The following is a 21,227-nucleotide window of genomic DNA, read 5'->3' as shown; positions in this document are numbered from 1 at the left end:
CGAAAACAGGTGGTCGCTGAAAACTGCGACCGGTCGGACTATCCCCGGGCTTGATCGTTTCGTTACACAATCACCGTACACTGGGGCCTGCGTTTGTGGCGTCTTTCCGGGTGCACCTACAGGGCCGGCATGACATAGACGGCGATCACGATGCAGACCACCCACAGCCCGGCGAGCGCCTGCAGGGTCCGGTCGGACAGGGCGAGTTCATCAGGCGCCCCACCATCGCCCCGGTCGATATCAGCGGCGTAACGGAGAATCGCGACGGTGAACGGAACCAGGGAGATCTGGTACCAGACCCCACCGGCCCCATCCATCGCACGACTGACATCGAAGCCCCAGAGCGCGTAGCTCATGACAACGGCCGTGGCCGACAGCGTCCAGACGAATCGGAGGTACGTGTCGGTGTACCCCTCGAGGGACTTCCGGATCTTCGCACCGGACAACTCGACGAGGAGGATCTCCGCGTATCGCTTACCGGAGGCCATGAACAGGGAACCGAAAGCCGCGACGAGGAGGAACCACTGGGACAGTTCGATCCCGGTTGCGACGCCACCAGCCATGGCGCGGAGCATGAACCCCGAGGAGACCAACGCGATGTCGATCACGGGCTGGTTTTTCCAGCCGAAGCAGTAGCCGAGCTGGAGCGCGATGTACACGGCGACGACGACCGCGAGGTTCACGCCCGCCGAGGCCAGCAGGGAGATCAACACGGAGGCGACCATCAGCCCGACGGCCATCGCATAGGCGAGCTGCACGGGGAGCACGCCCGCGGCGATGGGGCGGAAGCGCTTGGTGGGATGCGCCCGGTCGGCGTCGACGTCCCGGGCGTCGTTGACCAGGTAGATTGAAGACGCAGCGAGGCAGAAGACGAGGAACGCGATCGCCACGTCGGCGATGGTGCGGCCACTGAGGAGCGCAGCGGATCCAGCCGCGGCGGGCGCCGCGACGACGAGGACGTTCTTCACCCACTGCTTGGGACGGAGTGCCTTGATCATGGCGTCGGGGAGGTTCTTCGGGGGCTGGTGCTTGCGGGTGCCCTCGATTCCCTGGGTGTGGGGTTCTGACCCGAGCAGCCCGTCATGCGGCTGGCTCATGCGTTGTTCCTTTCACGCTTGTCGACGACCCGGCTCACGGCACCGGCGGTTGCGGCCCCGAGGGCGGCCCCCGCTGCGACGTCGGTCGGGTAATGCACTCCGAGCACCATACGCGACAGCATCATCACCGGCACCCCGGCCAACGGCCAAGGCGACCGGACGATCCGGCTCACCACGACGAGGGCCGCGGTGGTGGACGTCGCGTGTGACGACGGGAAGCTCAGATTTGACGGCGTGGACACCCCGACCCGGATCCGTGGGTCGTGGGGGCGCCTCCGACGCACGACCCGCTTGATGACGACCGAGGCCGCGTGGCTGAGGAACGCCGATCCGGTCACCGCCAACCACGGTCCACGTCGGTTCCCGTCGACGGCCGCTCCCACGGCACCGAGCGCCATCCACCCGGCGGCGTGCTCACCGAAGAGACTGAGTCCCCTGGCCATCGGCAGCGTAGCGGGGAGATCATAGAGCGTGTCCTGGATCTTCACCAGGAGGTCGGACTCACGCATGGAATACCTTTCCCCAGCTGTCACGGCTGGTGAGTTCCGCGTGGGCGGCACGGTAGGCGGAGCGCAGATCATCGAAGCGTTCGAGGACCTGACGCTGCAGACGGTTCGATTCGGCGAGGAGTGCCTTCGCCTTCTCCCGGTCGCGCTGGCGATACACCACGCCCCGGCCGTCCGCGGTGGTGACGGTCGCTCCGTCGACGCGGGACAGGGAGAACCAGCGGGCCTCGATCGGGGCGAAGTTGGCCTGCGGCACCTCGTGGTGCGCGGGGTCGTGGGGGCGCACGGAGTGCAGCAGTCCCTTGGCCAGCCAGACTGCCTTCTTCACCGGAGCCAGACGGCCACCGATGTCCTTGACCGGTACGCCCGGCGCACCCGACGGTTTCGGCAGCTCCGCCGCAGTCGGCAGAACCACGGCGTCCGGATAGTCGCGGCGCAGCTGGTTGATGCGCGGCAGGGACGTCTCGAGGATGTCGAAGAGGTGGTCCGGGCCGGCGAGGAAGTCCTTCATCGCCTCGTTCTGGATCGCGACGGTCGAGTACTCGAGGCACAGCAGATGCTTCAACGTCGCCTTCTTCATGCTGCGCACGATTCCCTCCGGGCCGCCATCGTGGTCCATGGCGGCGACGATCAACCGGTTGCGCAGGTGGAAGTAGGCCTGCCAGTCGATGGCGTCGTCCTTGTCGGACCAGGCCATATGCCAGATCGCCACGCCTGGCCACGTCGCCGTCGGGAAGCCTGCCTTCGCGGCGCGGAGACCGTACTCGGCGTCGTCCCACTTGATGAACAGGGGCAGCGGCTGGCCGATCCGCTCCGCAACGACCCGCGGAATGAGGCACATCCACCAGCCGTTGTAGTCGACGTCGATGCGTCGGTGGAGATCCCGCGAATTGCGGTCCTTCGGGCCGTCACCCGGTCGGCCCTGGTGGGACAGCGGGAACGTGGAAAAGTCATGGTCGTAGCGCACGTGCGGCGCGGAGGTCCACATGAAGATCGACCGGTCGATGACTTCCCCCATCGAGTGCAGGTGACTGCGTTCCTGGAGATTGAGCATCTGGCCACCGATGAGCATGGGGCTCTTCGCGTAGCGCGCGACCTGGAGGGCCCGGAGCACGGAGTCCGGCTCAATCGCGATGTCATCGTCCATGTACAGGATGTACGGCGACCTCTTCGCACCGGCTTCCCCCGCGCCGTCGACGCCGCCGAGGGCCTCGAACATGATGCGCGAGTAACCGCCCGAACCACCCAGGTTACCCTGGCGGAACTCGAAGAACCGGTCCCCGAAGTGCTCGGTCACCGCCGCGTAACCGGGCTCGTCCGCCGGATGCCGGGTGCCCTGATCGGGCATGATCACGGTGTCGATCACCGCGTCAACCTGCGGGTCGCTGGCGAGTGCCTCGAGCGCAGCGACCGCATCCGCGGGGCGGTTGAACGTGGGGATGCCCACCGTCACCCGCGGCTCGAACGGCCCGACAGTCGTGCCATCGGGCATGGTCTGCGGCGCGGGTGCGGACGGCGCGAACCAGCCGGCGCGGGTGATCGTGGCATCCGTCTCCGCGGTCACGTCGAACCACAGCCAGCCGCCGTCCTCGAACGGGTCCAGTGACAGCTCGAACTCGGCGGCGCCGTCAGCGACGAGCTTCCCGGCGACCGCGATCCGGGAACCGTCGATCTTCGAGCGGTAGACGTCGACACGCGCCTCACCGGTGACCTCAACGCGGAGGACGACGGTGGTCAGCTGTGACCAGCGGCGCCAGTAGGACGCGGGGAACGCGTTGAAGTAGGTCTGGAAACTGACCTCCTGACCGGCGCGGACGCTGAAGCTCGTGCGGTCCGGCCACGTCACCCGCTGAGTGTTCGTCTCGGCCTCGAGCAGGTACAGCGTACGGACGTCGTGCGGCTCGCCCCTCCTCGGCAGCAGAACACGCTGCAACTGCTCCACCGCCCTGGAATCAGCTGGCACCTGGGGATCCAACGGAGCAGCAGGCGTTTCCCGGGAAGCGGGCGCGGAAGATTCGCTCATGACGTTTCAACGTCCTTTCGGCCTTTGGTCTGGTACCCGTCTCAATGTAATCGTTGCCACGCGTGGGCAGCGTTACCCACGCGGTGACAGGCGTCACCGGCCGCGGGCATCCGCCACGACAACGGCACCGAAAACCCGGTTCACCCGACGTCCCAGATGGGGACCACAACGGAAAGCCTCTTCCCCGGGTCTCTCCTAGACTGGCTGCATGAACCGTCTCGACTTCCCGCTCCGGTACACCCGGCCAGTGGCGGCCCTCCTCGTCTTGTTCGTCGCGCTGCTCCTGCCGATGACGGCGGCCACCGCACAGATCGCCACCACCGCACGGTCGGTGGAGGTGCCGCTACGCGGCGGCCAGCTGACAGACGGCGATGTCCGACTCCTGGAGAACGAGACCCCGGGACTGTCGCTGCCCGCGGCGGTCAACCGGGTGGTGTACCTGGTATTTGAATCGAATGAGTCCAACCTGAACGATTCACTCCGCTACTACGCGGAGCGCGACGACCGATCGCTGCTGTCTGAGGCGAAAGACAAGTTCGCCCCAGGGTCGTTGATTGTGGCGGTGGGTATGGATCCCCGCCGCGTCGGGGTGGCCTGCGGCGACGACGTGTGCAACGCGATCAACTTCTACGGCGCGGGCCGCATGGACGGGATCCTCGATGAGATGCGGGTGCCGTTGCGCCAGTCGGGCGACCCGAATATTGCGGCGGCGCTGCTGGCCGGTGCCCGGGCGTCCGGGGACACGACGGTCGTCGCGGAGGAGAAGGAGGATTCCGGTGTGTCGGGATGGTGGATCTTCGGCGGGATCTTTGGTGTGTCCACCGTGGGCACCGCCGGGGGCCTGTTCTGGGCCCTGCGCAACCACCGGCGGCGGATGCGGGAACACTACAACCACGTTGTGGACAACTACGCGCGGGTTGCGGCGCACCTGGATTCGATCAACGTCCAGGCCCACTCCCTGTCCTCTCCGCTCGCCGACGATGCCGTGCGCCGAGACTGGGAGGACGTGCGTTCCAGGTTCCTGGCCATCGACAGCACGGTGCAGCGTTTGAGTGGTATCGGCGATGAAGTCGGTGACCGTGAGCTGGCCAGACGCTGGCGGGAGATCAACGAGGCCTACGAGACGGTGCAGCAGATGGAAAACGCGGAGGGCAACATCGATGAGTTCTTCCGGATGGAGCACGGCGACGGCACCGTCCGTCGGCGGCGCCTGACGGAGATGCACGAGGACCTGACGGAAGCCCGGGCGACGGTGTCCGACGATGGTCTGCGCGCGGATCTGAAGGAGATCGACGAGCGGGTCCTGGCGCTCCGGGATACGCCGGATGCACCGGATTTCATGGAGACCTACGCGCAGATCATCACTGATTACCGGATCGTCATCGAGGCCGTGCGCAGGCGCGAATTCGATGACGTGGAGCCGGACGGCGTCACCCCTGCGCCACGGATCTGGGATGATTCATGGCGTCCGGGATACGGGTACGCCGGATTCGTGCCATTCGTGACGGTGAACTCGTGGCACGAATCGGCGACGGGTTCCTCAGCCGGTTCCTCGGGCACGACCACCGGATACTCCTCGGGCGGATTCTCCGGCGGATCCGCGTCCGGCGGCTGGTGAGCTACTCCCCCGTGAGCAACGGGGAGAGCTTGTTGTCGAAGAGGTTCATGGCGCTCGCGATCGCCATGTGCATGTCCAGGTACTGGTAGGTGCCCAGGCGTCCACCGAAGAACACCCGGTTCGCGGCGGTCTCCTCATCCGCGCGTCTGCGGTACGCGAGCAGCATCTGCCGGTCGTCGGGGGTGTTGATCGGGTAGTACGGCTCGTCGGCGTCCCCGGCGAAGCGGCTGTACTCCTTCATGATGACGGTCCTGTCGTCCGGGTAGGTGTCCTTACGCTCGGGGTGGAAGTGCCGGAACTCGTGGATTCGGGTGTAGGGGACGTCGGCGTCGTTGTAGTTCATGACGGGGGTGCCCTGGAAATCACCGGTGTCGAGGACCTCGGTCTCGAAGTCGAGGGTGCGCCAACCGAGCTTGCCCTCGGAGTAGTCAAAGTAGCGGTCGAGCGGCCCGGTGTAGACGACCGGCGCATCGGGGCTGGCACCGCGGACCTCATCGCGGACCTCGAACCAGTCGGTGTCGAGCCGGACGTCGATGAGCTCGTGGTCCGCCATGCGTTCCAGCCACGCCGCGTAGCCGTCCTTCGGCAGGCCCTCGTAGGTGTCGTTGAAGTAGCGGTTGTCGAAGGTGTACCGCACGGGCAGTCGGGTGATGTTCCCCGCCGGCAGCTCGGTGGGGTCGGTCTGCCACTGCTTCGCGGTGTAGTCCCGGATGAACGCCTCGTAGAGCGGACGCCCGATGAGGGAGATCGCCTTTTCCTCGAGATTGGAGGCGGTCTCCGGGTCGATCTCACTCGCCTGCTCCGCGATCAGTGCGCGGGCCTCGTCGGGGCTGTAATACCGGCCGAAGAACTGGGCGATCAGGCCCAACCCCATCGGGAACTGATACGCCTGTCCGTCGTGCATGGCGAAGACCCGGTGCTGGTAGCCGGTGAACTCGGTGAATTGGTTGACGTAGTCCCAGACCCGCTTGTTCGAGGTGTGGAACAGGTGCGCTCCGTACTTGTGGATCTCGATGCCCGTGGTCGGTTCCGCCTCCGAGTACGCGTTGCCACCGAGGTGGCTGCGACGTTCGATGATGAGCACGCGCTTCCCCAGTTGGCTGGCGGCCCGTTCGGCGACGGTCAGTCCGAAGAGACCGGAACCGACGACGATGAGGTCGTACGGGGTGTTCGTGGCGGGGCTGGTCGAGGGATTTGTCATGGGCCCCAGAGTAATGCCCGGACAGCGGCACGGCCTGCGGGCACGCCGTTGACCGCGTGGGTGGCCTGCCGGTGTGCACCGCGTACGCCCCGTCGTCGACGGTGGCGCCCGGAGTCTTCCGCGGGCTCAGGCACAGCCCGGTGGCTTCCACGCCAGTTCCCGAGGTCGGTGTTCGCGGTCATGTTTCAACGACACGCAATATTATCCCACCAATCACACCGGCATCACTGTTACCATTGGCACCGTAGCTATTCTGCCGTGCCTTTTGTCCCAACACCCAACAGTGACACCTTTTGCCACATGAGGCCATCCCGGTGAACCCGTAGCCCGCGGAACAGCCGGCGGTCCCCACCTGTCACATCAAGGAGAACCAAAAACGTGAAGCAGCGACGCCGCATCACCACGCAGTCCAGACGCCCGGCCCTGGCGGTGGTCCTTTCTGCCGCGCTGATCACCTCGGCGGTTGTCGGGGTGGGAAACCAGTCGATCCTCCGGACAGACACCGTCGGCACGGAACCGATCACCGCTGCGATATCCACAGAGAATTTCGCGGACGGGGAGAACGTCGTCGTACCGGACGCGGCGATCATCAGCCAGGGCCAGGAGACCACCGGATTGCGGGCGGTCAAGGAATTCACCCGGGACGAGGAGTTCTCGATGTTCGCCCTGACCTGGCACGGAGAGAAAGACATCGCCGCATTCTTCCGCTCGAAGCGTGCCGACGGTTCGTGGAGCCCCTGGTACGACGCGGAGCCCGCCGGTGACCTCCAAAACCCGAACGGCTCGAACGGCACAGAACTCATCTACGTGGAACCGACACACACGATTCAGGTGTCCACGGGCAACATCGACATCACCCCCGGCGACGACACCCCGGTTGCGGGTACCGCAGTCGCCGACACCGCCACTCCGGCCGCCGCGCAACCCGCCGTGTTCACCGGTGTCCCGGAGATCGACGGCACCCCGGCGAGCGAGATCGGGTACACCACCAGCGTCGGTGAGATCGCCCCCGTCGCAGAGACCATCGACCCAGACGCAATCGAGGCGGTATTCGTCGACGGTAAAGCCTCCGAAGGTACATCAGTCGATCTCGTGAACGCCGAGGAGGACGCCCGGGGTATGCCGAAGGTCATCTCCCGCAAGGGCTGGGGCGCGGACGAGTCCAAACGCTGCGGAAACGTCACCTACGACAATCAGGTCAGTGCACTGACCATCCACCACACCGCGGGATCAAACAACTACGACCGCAGCCAGGCCGCCGGTATCGTCCGCGGCATCTACCAGTACCACGCCCAGACACTGGGCTGGTGCGACATCGGTTACCAGTCCCTCGTGGACAAGTACGGCCGGATATACGAAGGCCGCTACGGCGGCATGAACCGCGCCGTGCAGGGCGCACATGCAGGCGGATTCAACGAGAACACGTGGGCCATCTCCATGATCGGCGACTACTCCACCGTCACGCCGTCCCCGGAGATGCTGGGCTCGGTGGGTGAGCTCGCCGGATGGCGCGCGAAGGTCGCCGGATTCGACCCCATGGGCTCCGACACCCACTACTCCGAAGGCACCTCGTACACGAAGTACCCGTACGGTACGGAAGTGACGCTGCCGAACATCTTCGCGCACCGGGACGTCGGCAACACCTCTTGTCCAGGCGATGCCGGATACGCGCAGATGGACACGATCAGGGGACTCGCCGATGCGAAGTACAGGGCATTGCTCCGCGGCGAGGACACGACCCAACAGACGACGACCGCGGATGCAACCACGGAGTCGGAGACCACAGCGACGACCACGACGAAGGAACCCACTCCGACCGACAACCCGGAGAACCCCGAACCCACGCCAGCCGTGACCAGCCTCGGCAGTAGCGATGGTCGACTGAACTCGGTCCTCGGGGTCGCCGGGTCCCTCCTCGCCGTCGCCGTCGCGTTCCTCACCTCCCGGGGCGCGGGACAGCAACGCATCTCGCAGATCGGCCAAACACCAGTGATCGCCGGGCTGAAGCTCTCCGATGTCCCTGCCCTCGTCGACAAGGCCGTGTCATTCAGCAGCAACCCTAAGGTGAAGGGCGCCTGGGACCGGGTCACCACCGCAGTCGGCCCGGTGCTCGGTTCCCAGCGCGGCGGCACACAGGTCGCGACGCCCGTCGGTGAGCGGAACTCGCGCATCGAAGTGACGCCGTTCGACGGTGGACTGGTCGTGTCCTCCCCCGAGACCGGTACGCACGCCATCTGGGGCGCGATCGGTGACGCGTGGGCGGCGCAGGGCTTCGACGCCGGCCCGCTGGGCATGCCCGTCAACGAAGAGTACCGGGACGGCAATCTGATCCGCACCGACTTCCAGGGCGGGTGGATCACCTTCGACCCGGCGACCGGTGACGTCCAAATCCACGAATCCTGATTCCCAGGACACCACACCGGGAGGGGGTGGCTCGGCGAGCCGCCCCCTCCCGGTGTCCGAACAACCTGTCCGGGGCGTCAGCTCCGCGCGTGTTCGCCGAGCATGTCCATGGCAACGATGCGCAGGAGCTCGTCGACGGAGTAGGAACGCGCGCCTTCCTCGAGGAGACGGGCCGCCCGCTCGGGGTCCCAGGGCAGTGACTCCGGGAGGGAGTCGCCGAGGTAGAACGACTTGCCCGCGGCAGATGCGGCACTGTCCACCTGGCGGGCGATGACCTCGCCGACGATGATGCGGCGCAGCGACTGCACGCTCCGGACGATGGCCTCGCCGGGAGCCCCAGAATCGTGGGCGATCCTGGCGAATTCACTGTAGAGGGCCCCGAAGACGATGGACGTGTCCTCACCGGAGATCATCATCTCCTTGGCGAAGGGGAAGCTCTCGAGCTGGTCGATGATCTCCAAGGCAATGGCGACTATCCGTTCCACCGGATCGTCGGGGAGCTCCGTGGGTGTCCGTACCTCCAGAGTTCGGAGGAACGCTTCCGCGATGAGGGCGTTCTTGCTGTCGAAGTGATGGTAGAGCGCCATGGCGGTGACACCGATCTCCTCGGCCACTCCCCGCATCGAGAAGCCATCCGCACCATTGTCCCGGATCTGGCGTGCGGTGATCTCAATGACCTTGTCGCGGGATACCGTGAGCGGACGACCGCGCCGACCGCTCACGGCTCTACCTCTTGCATCCCTGGCGTTTTTCACCGTTCCCCATTTTCCGGTGGCGGTGGGCCGTGGAGGCGATCGATTCCCGGCCCTGCCGCCACACCGTAGCTTCGTACAGGTGACAGTCGGAACAGGGAGCCGCACCCGATCCCGTTCTGCCTGTCGGCAGGCGGTCGGGCCGACCGTGTCCGTGACGCCGAGCATGGCCCTGTTCCGGCAGAAGTACTATCTCCGAAAATCCGATTTCGTTTCACGGCAATGGAGCTACTATAAACGAGTTTCATCATCGGCAGCGTTTCCGCAAGCTGCTCAGTACCAGCGCTCCAGTACGGCCGCCAGCCCGTCTTCGTCATTGGTGGCGGTCGACTCGTCGGCAATGTCCTTTAATTCGGGCGCGGCGTTACCCATCGCGATGCCTGTACCGGCCCAGCGGAGCATTTCGGTGTCGTTGGGCATGTCACCGAAGCAGATGACCCGCTCGGCTGGAATCCCCAGGGTGCGGGCGATCTCGCGGAGCCCAACGGCCTTCGTGATATCCGGCGCGGCGACCTCAAGGAGTCCCTCACTGACGGAGTAGGTCAGGTGCGCCATCTCCGGGGGAATAGCCGGTGCGAGGCGCCGGTACATGTCCGCACTATCCAGCGCCTCGTTGCGGAGCAGAAGCTTGATCGCGGGCGCGGCGAGCAGATCGTCCTCGTCTGCCTCACCGAAGTCGATGGCCGGCCAGGCGTGTGCCCACTCGGGGGCGATGATGAAGAGCTCAGGCTGGGGATCGAAGGCGCTCGTTCCGGCACGTTCCACCGCGACGCCCACGCCACCGTCGTCGGCGAGGACCGACCGGGCGGTGTCAACGATGGCCCGCAGCTGATCGGGGAGCAGCGGGTGAGTGTCGATGATGCGGTCCGCCGCACTGTCGTAGAGGACGGCCCCGTTGGCGCACACGGCCATCGGGCGGACCGGTAACTGCTCGAGGACGGGGAGCAGCCAGCGCGGCGGCCGACCCGTCGCGAGGGCCAGAACTCCCCCGGCGTCGATGAACCGGCTAAGACACTCACGCGTGCGGGGGCTGACCCGGTCGGCGGTGGTGATCAGGGTGCCGTCGATGTCGCTTCCGACGAGCAAGGGGCGTTTCACCGGAGTCCCCGGAGGAAAGCCCCCAGCCGGGCGAAAGCGCGGTGGAGCCGGGCCGGGAGTGCACGGCCATGTTCGGTGATCTTCTCAAGCGCGAAATCCGCCCGTCGATCCGCCCGTGCGGCCGCCCGGGCTGCCTTTTTGTCTGCGCGCGCCTGCTTTTTCTCGGCGGTAATCACGGCAGCCTCCTCGAGGGTGGGCGCGCTGCCGCCGAGGGACGCGGGCATCCAGGGCGCGCCCGCGAAGTCGCCGTACTCTGCGGCGTAGTCGGCGCGCACGCCGTCGAGAAGTTCGGCGACGGCATGCCGCAGGGTGTCGGTGACCTCGATGGGATCCCCGGCCGCGGAGAGGGGCTCGCCAATGCGGATCCAGACGGGGATGTGCTTGCGTCCGAGGTTCCGGGGAACGCCCTTGCTGATGATGCGCTGCGAGCCCCACATGGCAACGGGGATGAGGGGCACGTCGGCGGCCTTCGCGATGCGGGCGGCACCGGTCTTGAACCGGTCCATCTCGAAACTGCGGGAGATGGTCCCCTCTGGGAAGATACCGACGAGCTGACCCCCGCGGAGCCGGTTCACGGCTTCGTCGAGGGCCCCCCGACCGGCGGAGCGGTCCACGCGGATGTGACGCATGCGGTTCATGAACCACCCGACGACGGGGACATCGTAGATCTCGCGTTTCGCCATGAAACGCACCAGCCTGCGACCACGGAAGTATCCGGCGACGCCACCGAAGATGAAGTCGTAGTAGCCGGTGTGGTTGTAGGCGAGGAGCGCGCCACCCTCCGTGGGGACATTCTCGACGCCCTCGATGGTGATGGTGATGTCCTGGGCCCCCATCAGCGCGCGGACTGCGGCAACGATGCGGGAGTAAAACGGCTCTGTCGCTTCGGTCGGGTGGTCGGATACCCGGACGAGGCCCGCGGGGTAGCGGAAGATGCCCTCCCGGATGAACTCACGCTCGGTCATTGGGGGTCCTGTCTGTGTCTGCTGGCGGCGCGTATCGACGCCCGGCCAACCCGCGGGCGGGTTGTGGTCCCGCGGGAAGAGCCGGGTGTCTACTTCACGGGTTCGAGGATCTCGCGGCCCACGAAGGGCTGCAGCGCCTGCGGGATCCGGACGGACCCGTCGGCCTGCTGGTTGTTTTCGAGGATGGCGACGAGCCATCGGGTGGTGGCGAGTGTGCCGTTCAGGGTGGCACAGGGCTGGGTGCGTCCGTCGTTGTCGCGGTAGCGGACCTTCAGGCGACGGGCCTGGAAGGTCGTGCAGTTCGAGGTCGAGGTGAGCTCGCGGTAGGTGCCCTGGGTCGGGACCCACGCCTCGGTGTCAAACTTCCGGGCCGCAGAGCTACCGAGGTCGCCGCCTGCGACATCGATGATGCGGTAGGGAACCTCGACGGCGGCGAGCATGTCGCGTTCCATCTGGAGGAGTTTCTGATGTTCGGCGGTGGCGTCCTCCGGCTTGCACCAGCTGAACATCTCGACCTTGTCGAACTGGTGGACGCGGAGGATCCCGCGGGTGTCCTTGCCGTAGGAGCCGGCCTCACGGCGGAAGCAGGAGGACCAGCCGGCGTAGCGCAGCGGCCCGCCGGAGAGGTCGATAATCTCGTCGGAGTGGAAACCGGCGAGCGCAACCTCACTGGTGCCCACGAGGTACAGGTCATCCTCTTCAAGGTGGTAGATCTCGTCGGCGTGACTGTCCAGGAACCCGGTCCCCTGCATCGTTTCCGGACGGACAAGGACCGGCGGGATCATGAGGGTGAATCCGGCCGCGGTGGCGCGCTGCGCGGCGAGGGTGAGCATGCCGAGCTGCAGGAGCGCACCGTATCCGGTGAGGAAGTAGAACCGGGAGCCGGAGACCTTGGTTCCGCGTTCGACGTCAATGAGCCCGAGAGACTCACCGAGCTCAAGGTGATCCTTCGGCTCAAAGTCGAAGCTCGGAGGCTCGCCCACGTGCTCGAGGACGATGAAGTCGTCCTCGCCGCCCGCCGGCGCGCCTTCGACGATGTTCCCGATGCGCGACTGGAGTCGGTCGACTTCCTCGGCGGCCCGCTTCTGGGTCGCCTCGGCCTCTTTCACTTTGGCCTTCAGCTCGTTGGAGCCGGCCAGGAGGGCAGGCCTGTCCTCGGGGGCGGCCTGGCCGATCTTCTTGCCGAAAGCCTTCTGCTCGGAGCGCAGACTGTCGGCGGCGACGATCGCCTCCCGCCGGGTGGCGTCAGCGGCGATCAACTGATCGACGAGCTCTGGATCCTCGCCGCGGGTGCGCTGGGAGGCACGGACCACGTCGGGGTTGTCGCGGAGGAATTTGAGATCAATCACGGGTGCCAGCCTACCGAACGGTGCAGCACGACGGCCCGGGGTGGTGGATCATCACAACAAAGAGAGCCATCCGGTTATGACCACCGCGGTATACTGAGTGCATGGCCACCTCCCCGAAGTTTCCGGAGCTCCCGGCCCGCCGCCTCACCGACGGGCCGAAACCGAAACACGCACAGCTGCGGGAAATTCTCGAGGAAATCTGCACCACCAAGCTGGAACCCGGGGACATGCTGCCCGGCGAACGCGTCCTGGAGGAGACCTTCGGCGTCTCCCGGATCACCGTCCGCCGCGCCATCGGGGACCTCGTCGCCTCCGGTCGCCTGAAGCGGGCCCGCGGGAAGGGCACCTTCGTCGCCCCCGCGCCCCTCATCTCCCGCCTACATCTCGCCTCCTTCTCCTCCGAGATGAGCTCCCAGGGGCTGCAGGCCACCTCTGAGGTCCTGCTCTCCGAGGTCACCACCGCACCCGAGGAGGTGGAGGCGTTCTTCCGCAACGGGGGACGGCAGCACGTGCACCTCCGCCGCCTCCGGCTGGGTGACGGCCGCCCCTACGCCATCGACGATAGCTGGTACAACAGGGTCCACGCCCCGGACCTCTTGAGCAAGGATGTCCGCACATCCATCTACGGCATCCTGGACAGGGACTACAGGCTTCCGGTCACGGAAGCCGAGCAGATCGCCACCGCCGTCAACGCGGATGAGACGACCGCCGGGATACTGGATGTGGAACCCGGTACGGCGCTGCTCAAGATCGTCAGACTGTCCCTCTCCGGGGAGCACCCCGTCGAGTGGTGTTCCTCGCTCTACCGCACCGACCGGTACACGCTGAAGACCCACGTGGAACGGGCCACGGACCCGACCTCCGACTGACACGGTCCCGCCACGCCTCCCGATGGTCCCCGCCCCCGCAGCCGGGCGCTGCGTGCGTCCGACCGGTACACCCGGCATGATGGAGGAATCATGAAAGCAACCAGATCCTGGCGTTCAGCTACCGCAGTCCAGGCGGCACTCATCGCGATGCTCGTCGCTTCCGTCGGCGTCGGGTCCTACAGCTATGTCGCTTCTGAATCCACAGCGGCCCCCAGCTCTGGTACCGGCACCGGCACCGTGACCAGCGAGGGGTCGACAAGCACCGAGAATACGACGACCACCAAGGTGGAAGCCGCCCCGTTCACCACCGCCGATGTCGGGGACTGCCTCAATTGGGACACCGCCGCCGACGGCACGGTCTCGAACTTCCAGAAGGCGGACTGTGCCGCTGAACACCGTTTCGAGGTCTCCGCCCGGGAGGATCTCGGCACCTACCCTTCGAGCGAGTTCGGCCCCTCCGCCCCCGCGCCCAACCTCACCCGACAGGCACAACTGCGCGAGGAGCTCTGCAAGACCCCAACCATCGACTACCTGGGCGGGCGCTACACACCGCACGGCCGGTACTCCATCGCCCCGATCCTGCCCCCGGCGAGCGCCTGGGAAGCCGGGGACCGCACCATGCTCTGCGGCGTGCAGGTCACCGACGACGACGGCCGGACACTAGCCACCCGCGGTCGGGCCGCCGAGCAGGACCAGTCCCGGATCTTCCAGCCGGGTGAGTGCGTAACCATCGGCCCAGCCGGCGCACCCCGCGCGGTGAACTGCGCCGACCCGCACCAGCTCGAGATCACCGCGGTCATCGATCTCAAGCCCGTCTTCCCCGAGGGCACCCCCACCGTCGAGGACCAGGACGCCTATCTCAAGAACGCCTGCACCCAGGCCGCCCAGGATCACCTCGGCGGCGATGACCCCTTCTACTACTCGACCCTCGAGTCCTTCTGGACGGCCATCGACGCCAACGCCTGGACCGGCGGTTCAAACACGGTCAACTGCGCCCTGTTCAAGGCGAATGCAGGCGGCGGATTCGCCACCCTCGAGGGCGCCGCCACCGGCCCGTTCGTTATCGACGGTGCACCACCGGAGCCGCGCCCGAAGCGCGACCCCATCCGCCAGTAGCCGAACGAACCCCAGACAAGGACATTTCCGTGATCGACGTCTCCGACGAACGCTTCAACGAGCTCGTGGACATGGGCTTCGAGCGCATCCCGGACGTGTTCCTGGACAACCTCAGGAACGTCGCCATCCTCATCGAGGACTACAACCCCGACTCGCCGACCATCCTCGGGCTATACAACGGGGTGCCCCTACCGGAGCGGCTGGCCAACCACACCGGATTACCGTCCTCGATCACGATCTACAAGCGCGCGCTGCTCGACTACTGCACCAGCGAGGAGGACCTGATCGAACAGGTCCGCATCACCGTCGGCCACGAAATCGGCCACCACTTCGGGCTCGATGACGACGAACTCCACGAGCTGGGATGGGGGTGAGTCGGGCGGGCGCCCGATGCAGCTCCTTTACCTTCGTCGCCGTTTGTCTCTCAAATAAAAGTAAAAGCCCCTCAATCGATGCAGCCAGGTTATTTGCAAGTGGCTTAAACTCCCCCAGGCATCTGTAAGACTGTAGAATCTCCCCACGCCTGGAAGCATCGGCATTTTATAAACTTGACCCATTTGGCCCATCAAACAGGCGCTCTCCACGTACCACTCTACCCATTCCCGCGGAATCGGTTCCCCACGCTCTGCCTTGACCCACATTCGACCGCGCCCATAGTCGAGATAACCCGAAAGCGAATCGGCCTGATCCCAGAACTCGAAAGCAGTTGCCGTTCCATCAGCAGAATCATCTGTTTTATCGTAAGAAAACGAATCAAAAGCTCCAAGCGAAATCGCAATTCGACGATCCGCATCTATCAAGTCCGACCGAATCATCGCATCTACACCAGGATGGTCGATAATGAACTCAGCTATTTTCTTTCGAACCTTTGAACAACACCGACCACCCACAAATAACCTAAGCTCAGGACATTTTCGCATGGCAAATAAGATACGCCCCCATAGTGCAAGAACCGTTGCTTCCATGCGATCATCCCCAACTCGCAAAGAAAGCTGATGTGCCAAAATAATAGCTCGATAGGCTCGCAGATATGATCCCCGAACCCACAAGCATGCTGCTTTCCGCTCTAGCGCCTTAAGCGGCTCATCCCTATAAAAATCCCTCCAGAGGCGGTCAGCGTCTCGATAACGCCCTTCTTGCCAAGCAATCTCAGCAAGATGTCCCGCCGGAATTTCCTTTCCATAGGAGGTCATCAGTTCCTTATACTGCTTAAACAATCCGAAATGTAAACATAAATCTACCGTAGCCTTGCGCCTATCCTCAACAGTCGGGACAAATGTCGGGTTACTCGACAAAGTCCCCCCGATCTGCAAACCTACAGCATCAGAACATCCCCCATCACCAGCATCAAATACCACCTCAGAAAGACGCCACTTCTCGGAAAACTCTTGGGCAAGAAACTCACCCGTATTTGCAGCGATCCTAAAACACTTTTGATCTTCCCGACCATGCTTCTCAAATGTTTTCTGTAATAACGAAAAAATGGGGGGAACCCAGGCATCACTGTTCACAGCACCAAAATCAGCACCCTCTTTAGTGTGATCATGATGAATCCACATAATTTGGCTATAGTGCTGAAGAAAGCGTCTCAGATTCTCGCGCACGTACACGTCCATGTCAAAAAAATCAAGCCCAGAATAGCCTGCAACGATGAGGACTTTGTGCCTGCCACCGAATAATAATCGATCTAATTCATTACTGATTTGTGAATTAAAACCCGGAACAATTGAATGGAGAGTCGCACCCAAGGACTGACCTTCCGCACCCGCCTGCAAAGACCCATGGAAGTGAAATGGATTCACGTCGGCAGAAAATCCAGAAGATTTTTCTATGAGTCTGTCAAAGTTGGCCGTCACATTGACGCCACCCAGTTTGAGGTGTTGCGCAAAAAAGAGATGAAGATAATTTGGGGGCGCTTCCACCAAATCATGCAGAATATAGTTCAGACACTGATCACCATGAGAGGAAACTGCCTTGTCCAGCACCGCCTCCAATCGTGGCATCCTATTCCTATTATTTCGAATCTTTTGATAGCTACCTAGAATATCTTGGACGGCAGAATCATCAAATAATTCGGCCAACGCAAACTCAGTGAGATGATTTCCCAAGGGGCCATTCGTTGGCGCATTGGCAGATATTCCCGCCCCGGTCAGGAATACAACATCTTGCGGATCAAAATCCCACACGATACCTCCAGGCCGTCAATCGTATTTATTTTAGTAGATTTTTCTACGGCGTTTCCCCAACAATCACCTTGCGCAAAACCTCAACCGCAGACCTCTGTACCGAACCTGCTAACCCAGTAAGGATAGAGCGCTCATTCACCAATCTGGCGACAATGACCCGGAACTATCTAGAAAAATCTATCGCCCCAAGACTACATCTAAACGATTCTCAAGTCATCTATAGATCAGTCCACCTATATCAACCGATGGAATTCAATCAAACAACGGAAAATGGAAAAATGAATTTATTTTAAATACCAAATGAAACGATCAACTTTGTGCCACAATCCTACAGCCTAGGCAGTACTTTTAGGCACAGTTCGAGCTGTATCATCCACGGGTTCTCCGATTGAGATAATTCGGATCATATACCCCCATTCGCACTTACCCAATAGTTGAGGCAAGATTTTGACTGTGACTCCTACGGTTGTTTTCGACGCATCGAATCAGTATGACCCTGTCCTCACTGCGAGCCGCCTCACGCAGATATTCGGGAGCGACGAGGCTCAGGTGCGAGCGCTCGACAACGTCTCGGTCACGCTTCCGCGCGGCCGGTGGACAACCATCATGGGACCATCCGGATCCGGCAAGACCACCCTCCTGCATTGCCTCTCGGGGCTGTCTGTCCCCAACTCCGGCACTGTCACACTGCACGGCACGGGTCCGGGAAACCGACGGGAACGGAACACCGTCCTCAGCTCACTGTCCGAGAACCAGCGGGCGAAACTCCGCCGCACCCGGATCGGCGTGATCTTCCAGGAATTCAACCTCGTCCCCGTGCTCACGGTGCGGGACAACATTCGACTACCGATGCGCCTCGCCCATTCCCGCATCGACCAAGGCTGGTACGACGAGATCACCGGACGGCTCGGGCTCAGCCAACGCCTGAAACACCTCCCGCACCAGCTATCCGGCGGCCAGCAGCAACGCGTCGCCATCGCCCGGGCCCTGCTGGCCCGCCCGGACATCATCTTCGCCGACGAACCCACCGGGTCCCTCGACTCGGAGACCGGAGCCGAAGTGCTCTCCCTGTTCCGTCAACTGGTCGACCAATTCGGCCAGACACTCACCGTGGTGACCCACGACCCGGCAGCCGCCGAGCGCGGTGACCATCTGATCACGATGCGCGACGGACGTGTCACCGATTCCCACGACACCCGGCGCCCGGCGGCACGGTCCGGAAATCCCCGGCACGCCGCAGACGGGGGTGGCTCCGCGTGATCCGCCTCGCCGTCGCGCAGCTCCGTCACCGTGGGCTGCGTTATCTCTCACTGTTCTTTTCCATCTTCGCCGCCGTCGCACTCACCGTCGCGACCGCAGCGATCACCACGACGCTGCAGCGGACGGTCGGGGAGATCTTCGACCGCCCCTATGTGAACACGGACGTCGTGGTCACCGTCCGGAACACCGACCGGGACGCCGATCCGCTGACGGCCATCCGCGCCGTTCCCGGCGTCGCGGATGCGGTGTTCGACCAGACATTCCGAGGCGCTGTCGCCGACACTGGCACGGTATACCGCTCCACCTATATCCAGTCCGTCACCGACGGCCCCCTGCAGTGGCGCTCCCTGACCGAGGGAAGATTCCCGGTAGCGGACGACGAGGTGCTCGCCACCGACGACGATCACGCAATCGGGCAGGAACTCTCCCTGGAGGCCCCCGGGATCCCGGACCCGACCCGGGTGAGGATCGTGGGACGAGCCGAGAAATCCGCTCAGGAACAGCTCATCGGTTCCGAGTCGATTCTCGCCACACCGGCAACCGTCGATGCCTGGTCCGGCGGCTCCCGCACCGGGGAAATCCGAGTTATGGCGGTGCCCGGTACCACGCCGGAGGCGCTCACCGGAGCTATCCGGGCCGCACTGCCACAGGGCAGCTCGACCTCGGTCACCACCGCAACGGCGCACACCGCGGAGCTTTCCAACCGGTACCTGTCCAAACGGGACCGATACTTCCTGCTGCTCGCGGTGTTCATCGCGGTCGTCGCAGCGGTCGCAGGCCTGGTAATCCTCTCGGCGTTCTCGGTGTTGACTGGGGAGCGCCAGCGGGAGTTCGCACTCCTGCGCTCCACGGGTGCCTCCACCGCGCAGATCCTCGTCTCGGTCATCCTGGAGGCCACGATCCTCGGCGTACTGGCGGGGGTGCTCGGTGCACCTGCCGGACTGTGGCTCGCTCGCATTGCGGGTACCAACGCTGATGTCCTCGGGGTGCGGGTCCCACTGGCAGATGTGACACTGTCCGGTTCCTGGCAAGCGGTCATCGTGTTCCTCGGGGTGATGGCCGCGGTGCTCGCCGCGCTCCCGGCGGGACGGTCTGTCGTCCGGCGCCCCATCACGCAGTCACTCGCCTCGCAGGGCGTGAGCCAACAGAGCGTCCCGCGCCGCGTAATCACATTCGTCCTCGGCACAGCCACCACCGCCGCCGGACTTGCCGCCGCGACCGTCGTCCCCGGAATGACAGCGAAGCGAGCGGTGGTCGGGTCGGTGGGAGCCGCCAGCCTCATCGCACTCGGCGTCCTCATCATGCTCGCGGTCCTTCTACCTGCTCTGATCAACCGACTCTCCCGCGTCATGGGCCTGCTCCCGGCGCCGACGCTCCAGCTGGGTGCGGCATTCGTCGGCCGCCAGGTGCAACGCTCTGGGGCTCTCGTGGCGATCATCTTCGCCGGAGTCGCCCTCGTCGCAGCGGTGCTCCACGGGCAGGACACAATCCGGGACCATCTCACCGCGGGCGCTCGGGGAACCAGCGACATCGATGTGACGGTGACGGCTCTCGAGGATTCGATCCCGGATGATCTTGTCACCGCGATCCGGAATACCGACGGGGTGGCAGCTGCGATAGCACCGAGTGCAGCCCGAGTCGACAACCCTTGGGGTACCTCGGAGAACGTTCTCACCCTGGATCAAGCCGCTGGCGGACAACTGCTCCGCGGCGGGATGGGTGCTGCACCGGGGGAGATCATCGTCGGTGACTACTCACCGATCCGTGATCGCGTGAGGGAAGGCCGCCAGGTCGAACTGACCATCTTCGATCAACCGGTCACCGCCACAGTCCGCCACGGGACCGGGCGCACGAGTTTCATCGCGCCGGATCTCGTCGACGGTGCCCGCGCCCGTTCCCTCGAGACGAAGGGTGTTCCGGTGGACAAGGCACCACCGCTCCCCCGTCCAGCGATCCTGATCCGCACCGAAGGCCCTCCGGATCAGGCCACGGGCAACCCGACGCTCACCGCCATAAGCGCAGCTATCGCGCAGAACGGGTCCCGGGTGTCGGTGGCGGAGAGCTTCTCCACCAGGGCCGAGATCGCCGCGACAGCGGACCGGATACTGACCATGTCCACACTGATGACGCTCGTCGCCGGACTGATAGCTGGTGTCGGCGTCGCAAACACGGTAACCCTCGCAGTCCGGGAACGGGCACGGGACAGGGAGCTCCTGGGCGCGCTGGGCATGTCCCGGGCTGGTCAAATGCTGATGCTGCTGACGGAGGTCACGGTCCTCGCGATCCCAGCCGCCCTCATCGCCGCCATAGCCGGTGGGGTACTAGGAACGTGGGTGGGCGGAATCGCTACTTCGGGAGGTTCTCACTCCGGTATTCTCACCTCGCCGGATGCGGCTATCTCCGGGACGCTCACCATCAGCGCACTACTCATCACCTGTATATCAGCCCTTGTCGCGGCCGGTCGTGGCCACACCCGGACCACATAAAGCGAGCCCATCCGATCCCTCGCCCAAGCCCAGTGACTGTGAAAGCCTTGTAACGCAGAATGCTCCGACAACGACCAGTCCTCCAGAGACCTGGTCGATTCCACCAAGACCACCAGACAACGACCCACCCCGATTCCGGGTTTCAACCACGACCAAAACCACTGCAGTTTACACAAAAGATAGAATGATTCGGCCGTACACGGTAGAATAACCCCATAAAAACGACAGCCAACCAGCACTTTTGATTACCTATATGCTTCCGGAAGGGTCCACAGTTGCTTCATTTCACCCCCGAACC

Annotated in this window: 17 protein-coding genes; 7 read left to right on the top strand and 10 right to left on the bottom strand. The window is 64.1% G+C overall.

The window, feature by feature from the left end:
• Positions 1–116: 116 nt before the first annotated feature.
• The 3 genes from JDV76_RS09580 to JDV76_RS09570 are packed head-to-tail and all read right to left on the bottom strand — an operon-like array spanning position 117 to position 3,626.
• Positions 117–1,097: a decaprenyl-phosphate phosphoribosyltransferase gene (locus tag JDV76_RS09580; protein WP_198736677.1), complete on the bottom strand. Its 981-nt coding sequence runs from the start codon at positions 1,095–1,097 to the stop codon at positions 117–119.
• Complete coding sequence (locus JDV76_RS09575; protein WP_198736676.1) at positions 1,094–1,606, bottom strand: phosphatase PAP2 family protein; 513 nt, start codon at positions 1,604–1,606, stop codon at positions 1,094–1,096. Before JDV76_RS09575 ends, JDV76_RS09580 begins: the two co-directional genes overlap by 4 nt.
• Complete coding sequence (locus tag JDV76_RS09570; protein WP_198736675.1) at positions 1,599–3,626, bottom strand: glycosyltransferase; 2,028 nt, start codon at positions 3,624–3,626, stop codon at positions 1,599–1,601. Before JDV76_RS09570 ends, JDV76_RS09575 begins: the two co-directional genes overlap by 8 nt.
• Before the next feature lie 208 nt (positions 3,627–3,834).
• On the opposite strand from JDV76_RS09570, the gene JDV76_RS09565 reads away from it, so the two are divergent.
• Positions 3,835–5,244, top strand: coding sequence for a DUF5129 domain-containing protein (locus JDV76_RS09565; RefSeq protein WP_198736674.1), 1,410 nt, complete (start codon positions 3,835–3,837; stop codon positions 5,242–5,244).
• A 1-nt stretch (position 5,245) separates the two neighbouring features.
• Here the strand turns inward: JDV76_RS09565 and glf are convergent, their stop codons facing one another.
• Both glf and JDV76_RS09555 read right to left on the bottom strand, forming a co-directional pair.
• Positions 5,246–6,445, bottom strand: coding sequence for a UDP-galactopyranose mutase (glf, locus tag JDV76_RS09560; RefSeq protein ID WP_198736673.1), 1,200 nt, complete (start codon positions 6,443–6,445; stop codon positions 5,246–5,248).
• Positions 6,442–6,627: a hypothetical protein gene (locus tag JDV76_RS09555; protein WP_198736672.1), complete on the bottom strand. Its 186-nt coding sequence runs from the start codon at positions 6,625–6,627 to the stop codon at positions 6,442–6,444. The genes glf and JDV76_RS09555 overlap by 4 nt, the downstream gene beginning before the upstream one ends.
• A gap of 196 nt (positions 6,628–6,823) precedes the next feature.
• Between JDV76_RS09555 and JDV76_RS09550 the strand changes: the two genes are divergently transcribed.
• Positions 6,824–8,848 (top strand): N-acetylmuramoyl-L-alanine amidase, encoded by a 2,025-nt coding sequence (locus JDV76_RS09550; protein WP_198736671.1) that lies wholly within the window; start codon positions 6,824–6,826, stop codon positions 8,846–8,848.
• A gap of 77 nt (positions 8,849–8,925) precedes the next feature.
• Here JDV76_RS09550 and JDV76_RS12805 read toward each other — a convergent pair whose 3' ends face one another.
• The 4 genes from JDV76_RS12805 to serS form a co-directional block, all read right to left on the bottom strand.
• Entirely contained in the window at positions 8,926–9,570 is a 645-nt protein-coding gene (locus JDV76_RS12805; RefSeq protein ID WP_198736670.1) for a TetR/AcrR family transcriptional regulator, read from the bottom strand.
• Between the two features lie 303 nt (positions 9,571–9,873).
• Entirely contained in the window at positions 9,874–10,698 is an 825-nt protein-coding gene (locus JDV76_RS09540; RefSeq protein ID WP_198736669.1) for a Cof-type HAD-IIB family hydrolase, read from the bottom strand.
• Positions 10,695–11,663 carry a lysophospholipid acyltransferase family protein gene (locus JDV76_RS09535; RefSeq protein ID WP_198736668.1) on the bottom strand — a complete coding sequence of 323 codons (969 nt, stop codon included), beginning with the start codon at positions 11,661–11,663 and terminating at the stop codon, positions 10,695–10,697. Before JDV76_RS09535 ends, JDV76_RS09540 begins: the two co-directional genes overlap by 4 nt.
• Before the next feature lie 89 nt (positions 11,664–11,752).
• A complete protein-coding gene (serS, locus tag JDV76_RS09530) occupies positions 11,753–13,012 on the bottom strand; it encodes a serine--tRNA ligase (protein ID WP_198736667.1) in 1,260 nt (419 codons plus the stop codon).
• A 101-nt stretch (positions 13,013–13,113) separates the two neighbouring features.
• On the opposite strand from serS, the gene JDV76_RS09525 reads away from it, so the two are divergent.
• From JDV76_RS09525 to JDV76_RS09515, 3 genes are all read left to right on the top strand, one after another.
• Positions 13,114–13,881, top strand: a complete 768-nt coding sequence (locus tag JDV76_RS09525; RefSeq protein ID WP_198736666.1) for a GntR family transcriptional regulator — start codon at positions 13,114–13,116, stop codon at positions 13,879–13,881.
• 90 nt (positions 13,882–13,971) lie between these two features.
• Entirely contained in the window at positions 13,972–14,997 is a 1,026-nt protein-coding gene (locus tag JDV76_RS09520; RefSeq protein WP_198736665.1) for a septum formation family protein, read from the top strand.
• A gap of 29 nt (positions 14,998–15,026) precedes the next feature.
• Positions 15,027–15,371, top strand: coding sequence for a metallopeptidase family protein (locus tag JDV76_RS09515; RefSeq protein ID WP_198736664.1), 345 nt, complete (start codon positions 15,027–15,029; stop codon positions 15,369–15,371).
• 27 nt (positions 15,372–15,398) lie between these two features.
• Here the strand turns inward: JDV76_RS09515 and JDV76_RS09510 are convergent, their stop codons facing one another.
• Positions 15,399–17,183: an SIR2 family protein gene (locus tag JDV76_RS09510; protein WP_198736663.1), complete on the bottom strand. Its 1,785-nt coding sequence runs from the start codon at positions 17,181–17,183 to the stop codon at positions 15,399–15,401.
• 453 nt (positions 17,184–17,636) lie between these two features.
• Between JDV76_RS09510 and JDV76_RS09505 the strand changes: the two genes are divergently transcribed.
• Complete coding sequence (locus JDV76_RS09505; protein ID WP_198736662.1) at positions 17,637–18,443, top strand: ABC transporter ATP-binding protein; 807 nt, start codon at positions 17,637–17,639, stop codon at positions 18,441–18,443.
• Positions 18,440–20,929, top strand: a complete 2,490-nt coding sequence (locus tag JDV76_RS09500) for an FtsX-like permease family protein (protein WP_198736661.1) — start codon at positions 18,440–18,442, stop codon at positions 20,927–20,929. Before JDV76_RS09505 ends, JDV76_RS09500 begins: the two co-directional genes overlap by 4 nt.
• Positions 20,930–21,227: the final 298 nt, after the last annotated feature.

The organism is Corynebacterium marambiense, assembly GCF_016342275.1.
GTDB classification, from domain to species: domain Bacteria; phylum Actinomycetota; class Actinomycetes; order Mycobacteriales; family Mycobacteriaceae; genus Corynebacterium; species Corynebacterium marambiense.
The sequence above is the reverse complement of the archived record's forward strand: the minus strand, read 5'-3'. Positions and strand labels throughout refer to the sequence as shown.

What these genes read in the sequence shown, in the direction of transcription:
- JDV76_RS09580 (WP_198736677.1), bottom strand. Translation starts at nt 1,097, where the DNA reads ATGAGCCAGCCGCATGACGGGCTGCTCGGGTCAGAACCCCACACCCAG.
- JDV76_RS09575 (WP_198736676.1), bottom strand. Translation starts at nt 1,606, where the DNA reads ATGCGTGAGTCCGACCTCCTGGTGAAGATCCAGGACACGCTCTATGAT.
- JDV76_RS09570 (WP_198736675.1), bottom strand. Translation starts at nt 3,626, where the DNA reads ATGAGCGAATCTTCCGCGCCCGCTTCCCGGGAAACGCCTGCTGCTCCG.
- JDV76_RS09565 (WP_198736674.1), top strand. Translation starts at nt 3,835, where the DNA reads ATGAACCGTCTCGACTTCCCGCTCCGGTACACCCGGCCAGTGGCGGCC.
- glf (WP_198736673.1), bottom strand. Translation starts at nt 6,445, where the DNA reads ATGACAAATCCCTCGACCAGCCCCGCCACGAACACCCCGTACGACCTC.
- JDV76_RS09555 (WP_198736672.1), bottom strand. Translation starts at nt 6,627, where the DNA reads ATGACCGCGAACACCGACCTCGGGAACTGGCGTGGAAGCCACCGGGCT.
- JDV76_RS09535 (WP_198736668.1), bottom strand. Translation starts at nt 11,663, where the DNA reads ATGACCGAGCGTGAGTTCATCCGGGAGGGCATCTTCCGCTACCCCGCG.
- JDV76_RS09525 (WP_198736666.1), top strand. Translation starts at nt 13,114, where the DNA reads ATGGCCACCTCCCCGAAGTTTCCGGAGCTCCCGGCCCGCCGCCTCACC.
- JDV76_RS09520 (WP_198736665.1), top strand. Translation starts at nt 13,972, where the DNA reads ATGAAAGCAACCAGATCCTGGCGTTCAGCTACCGCAGTCCAGGCGGCA.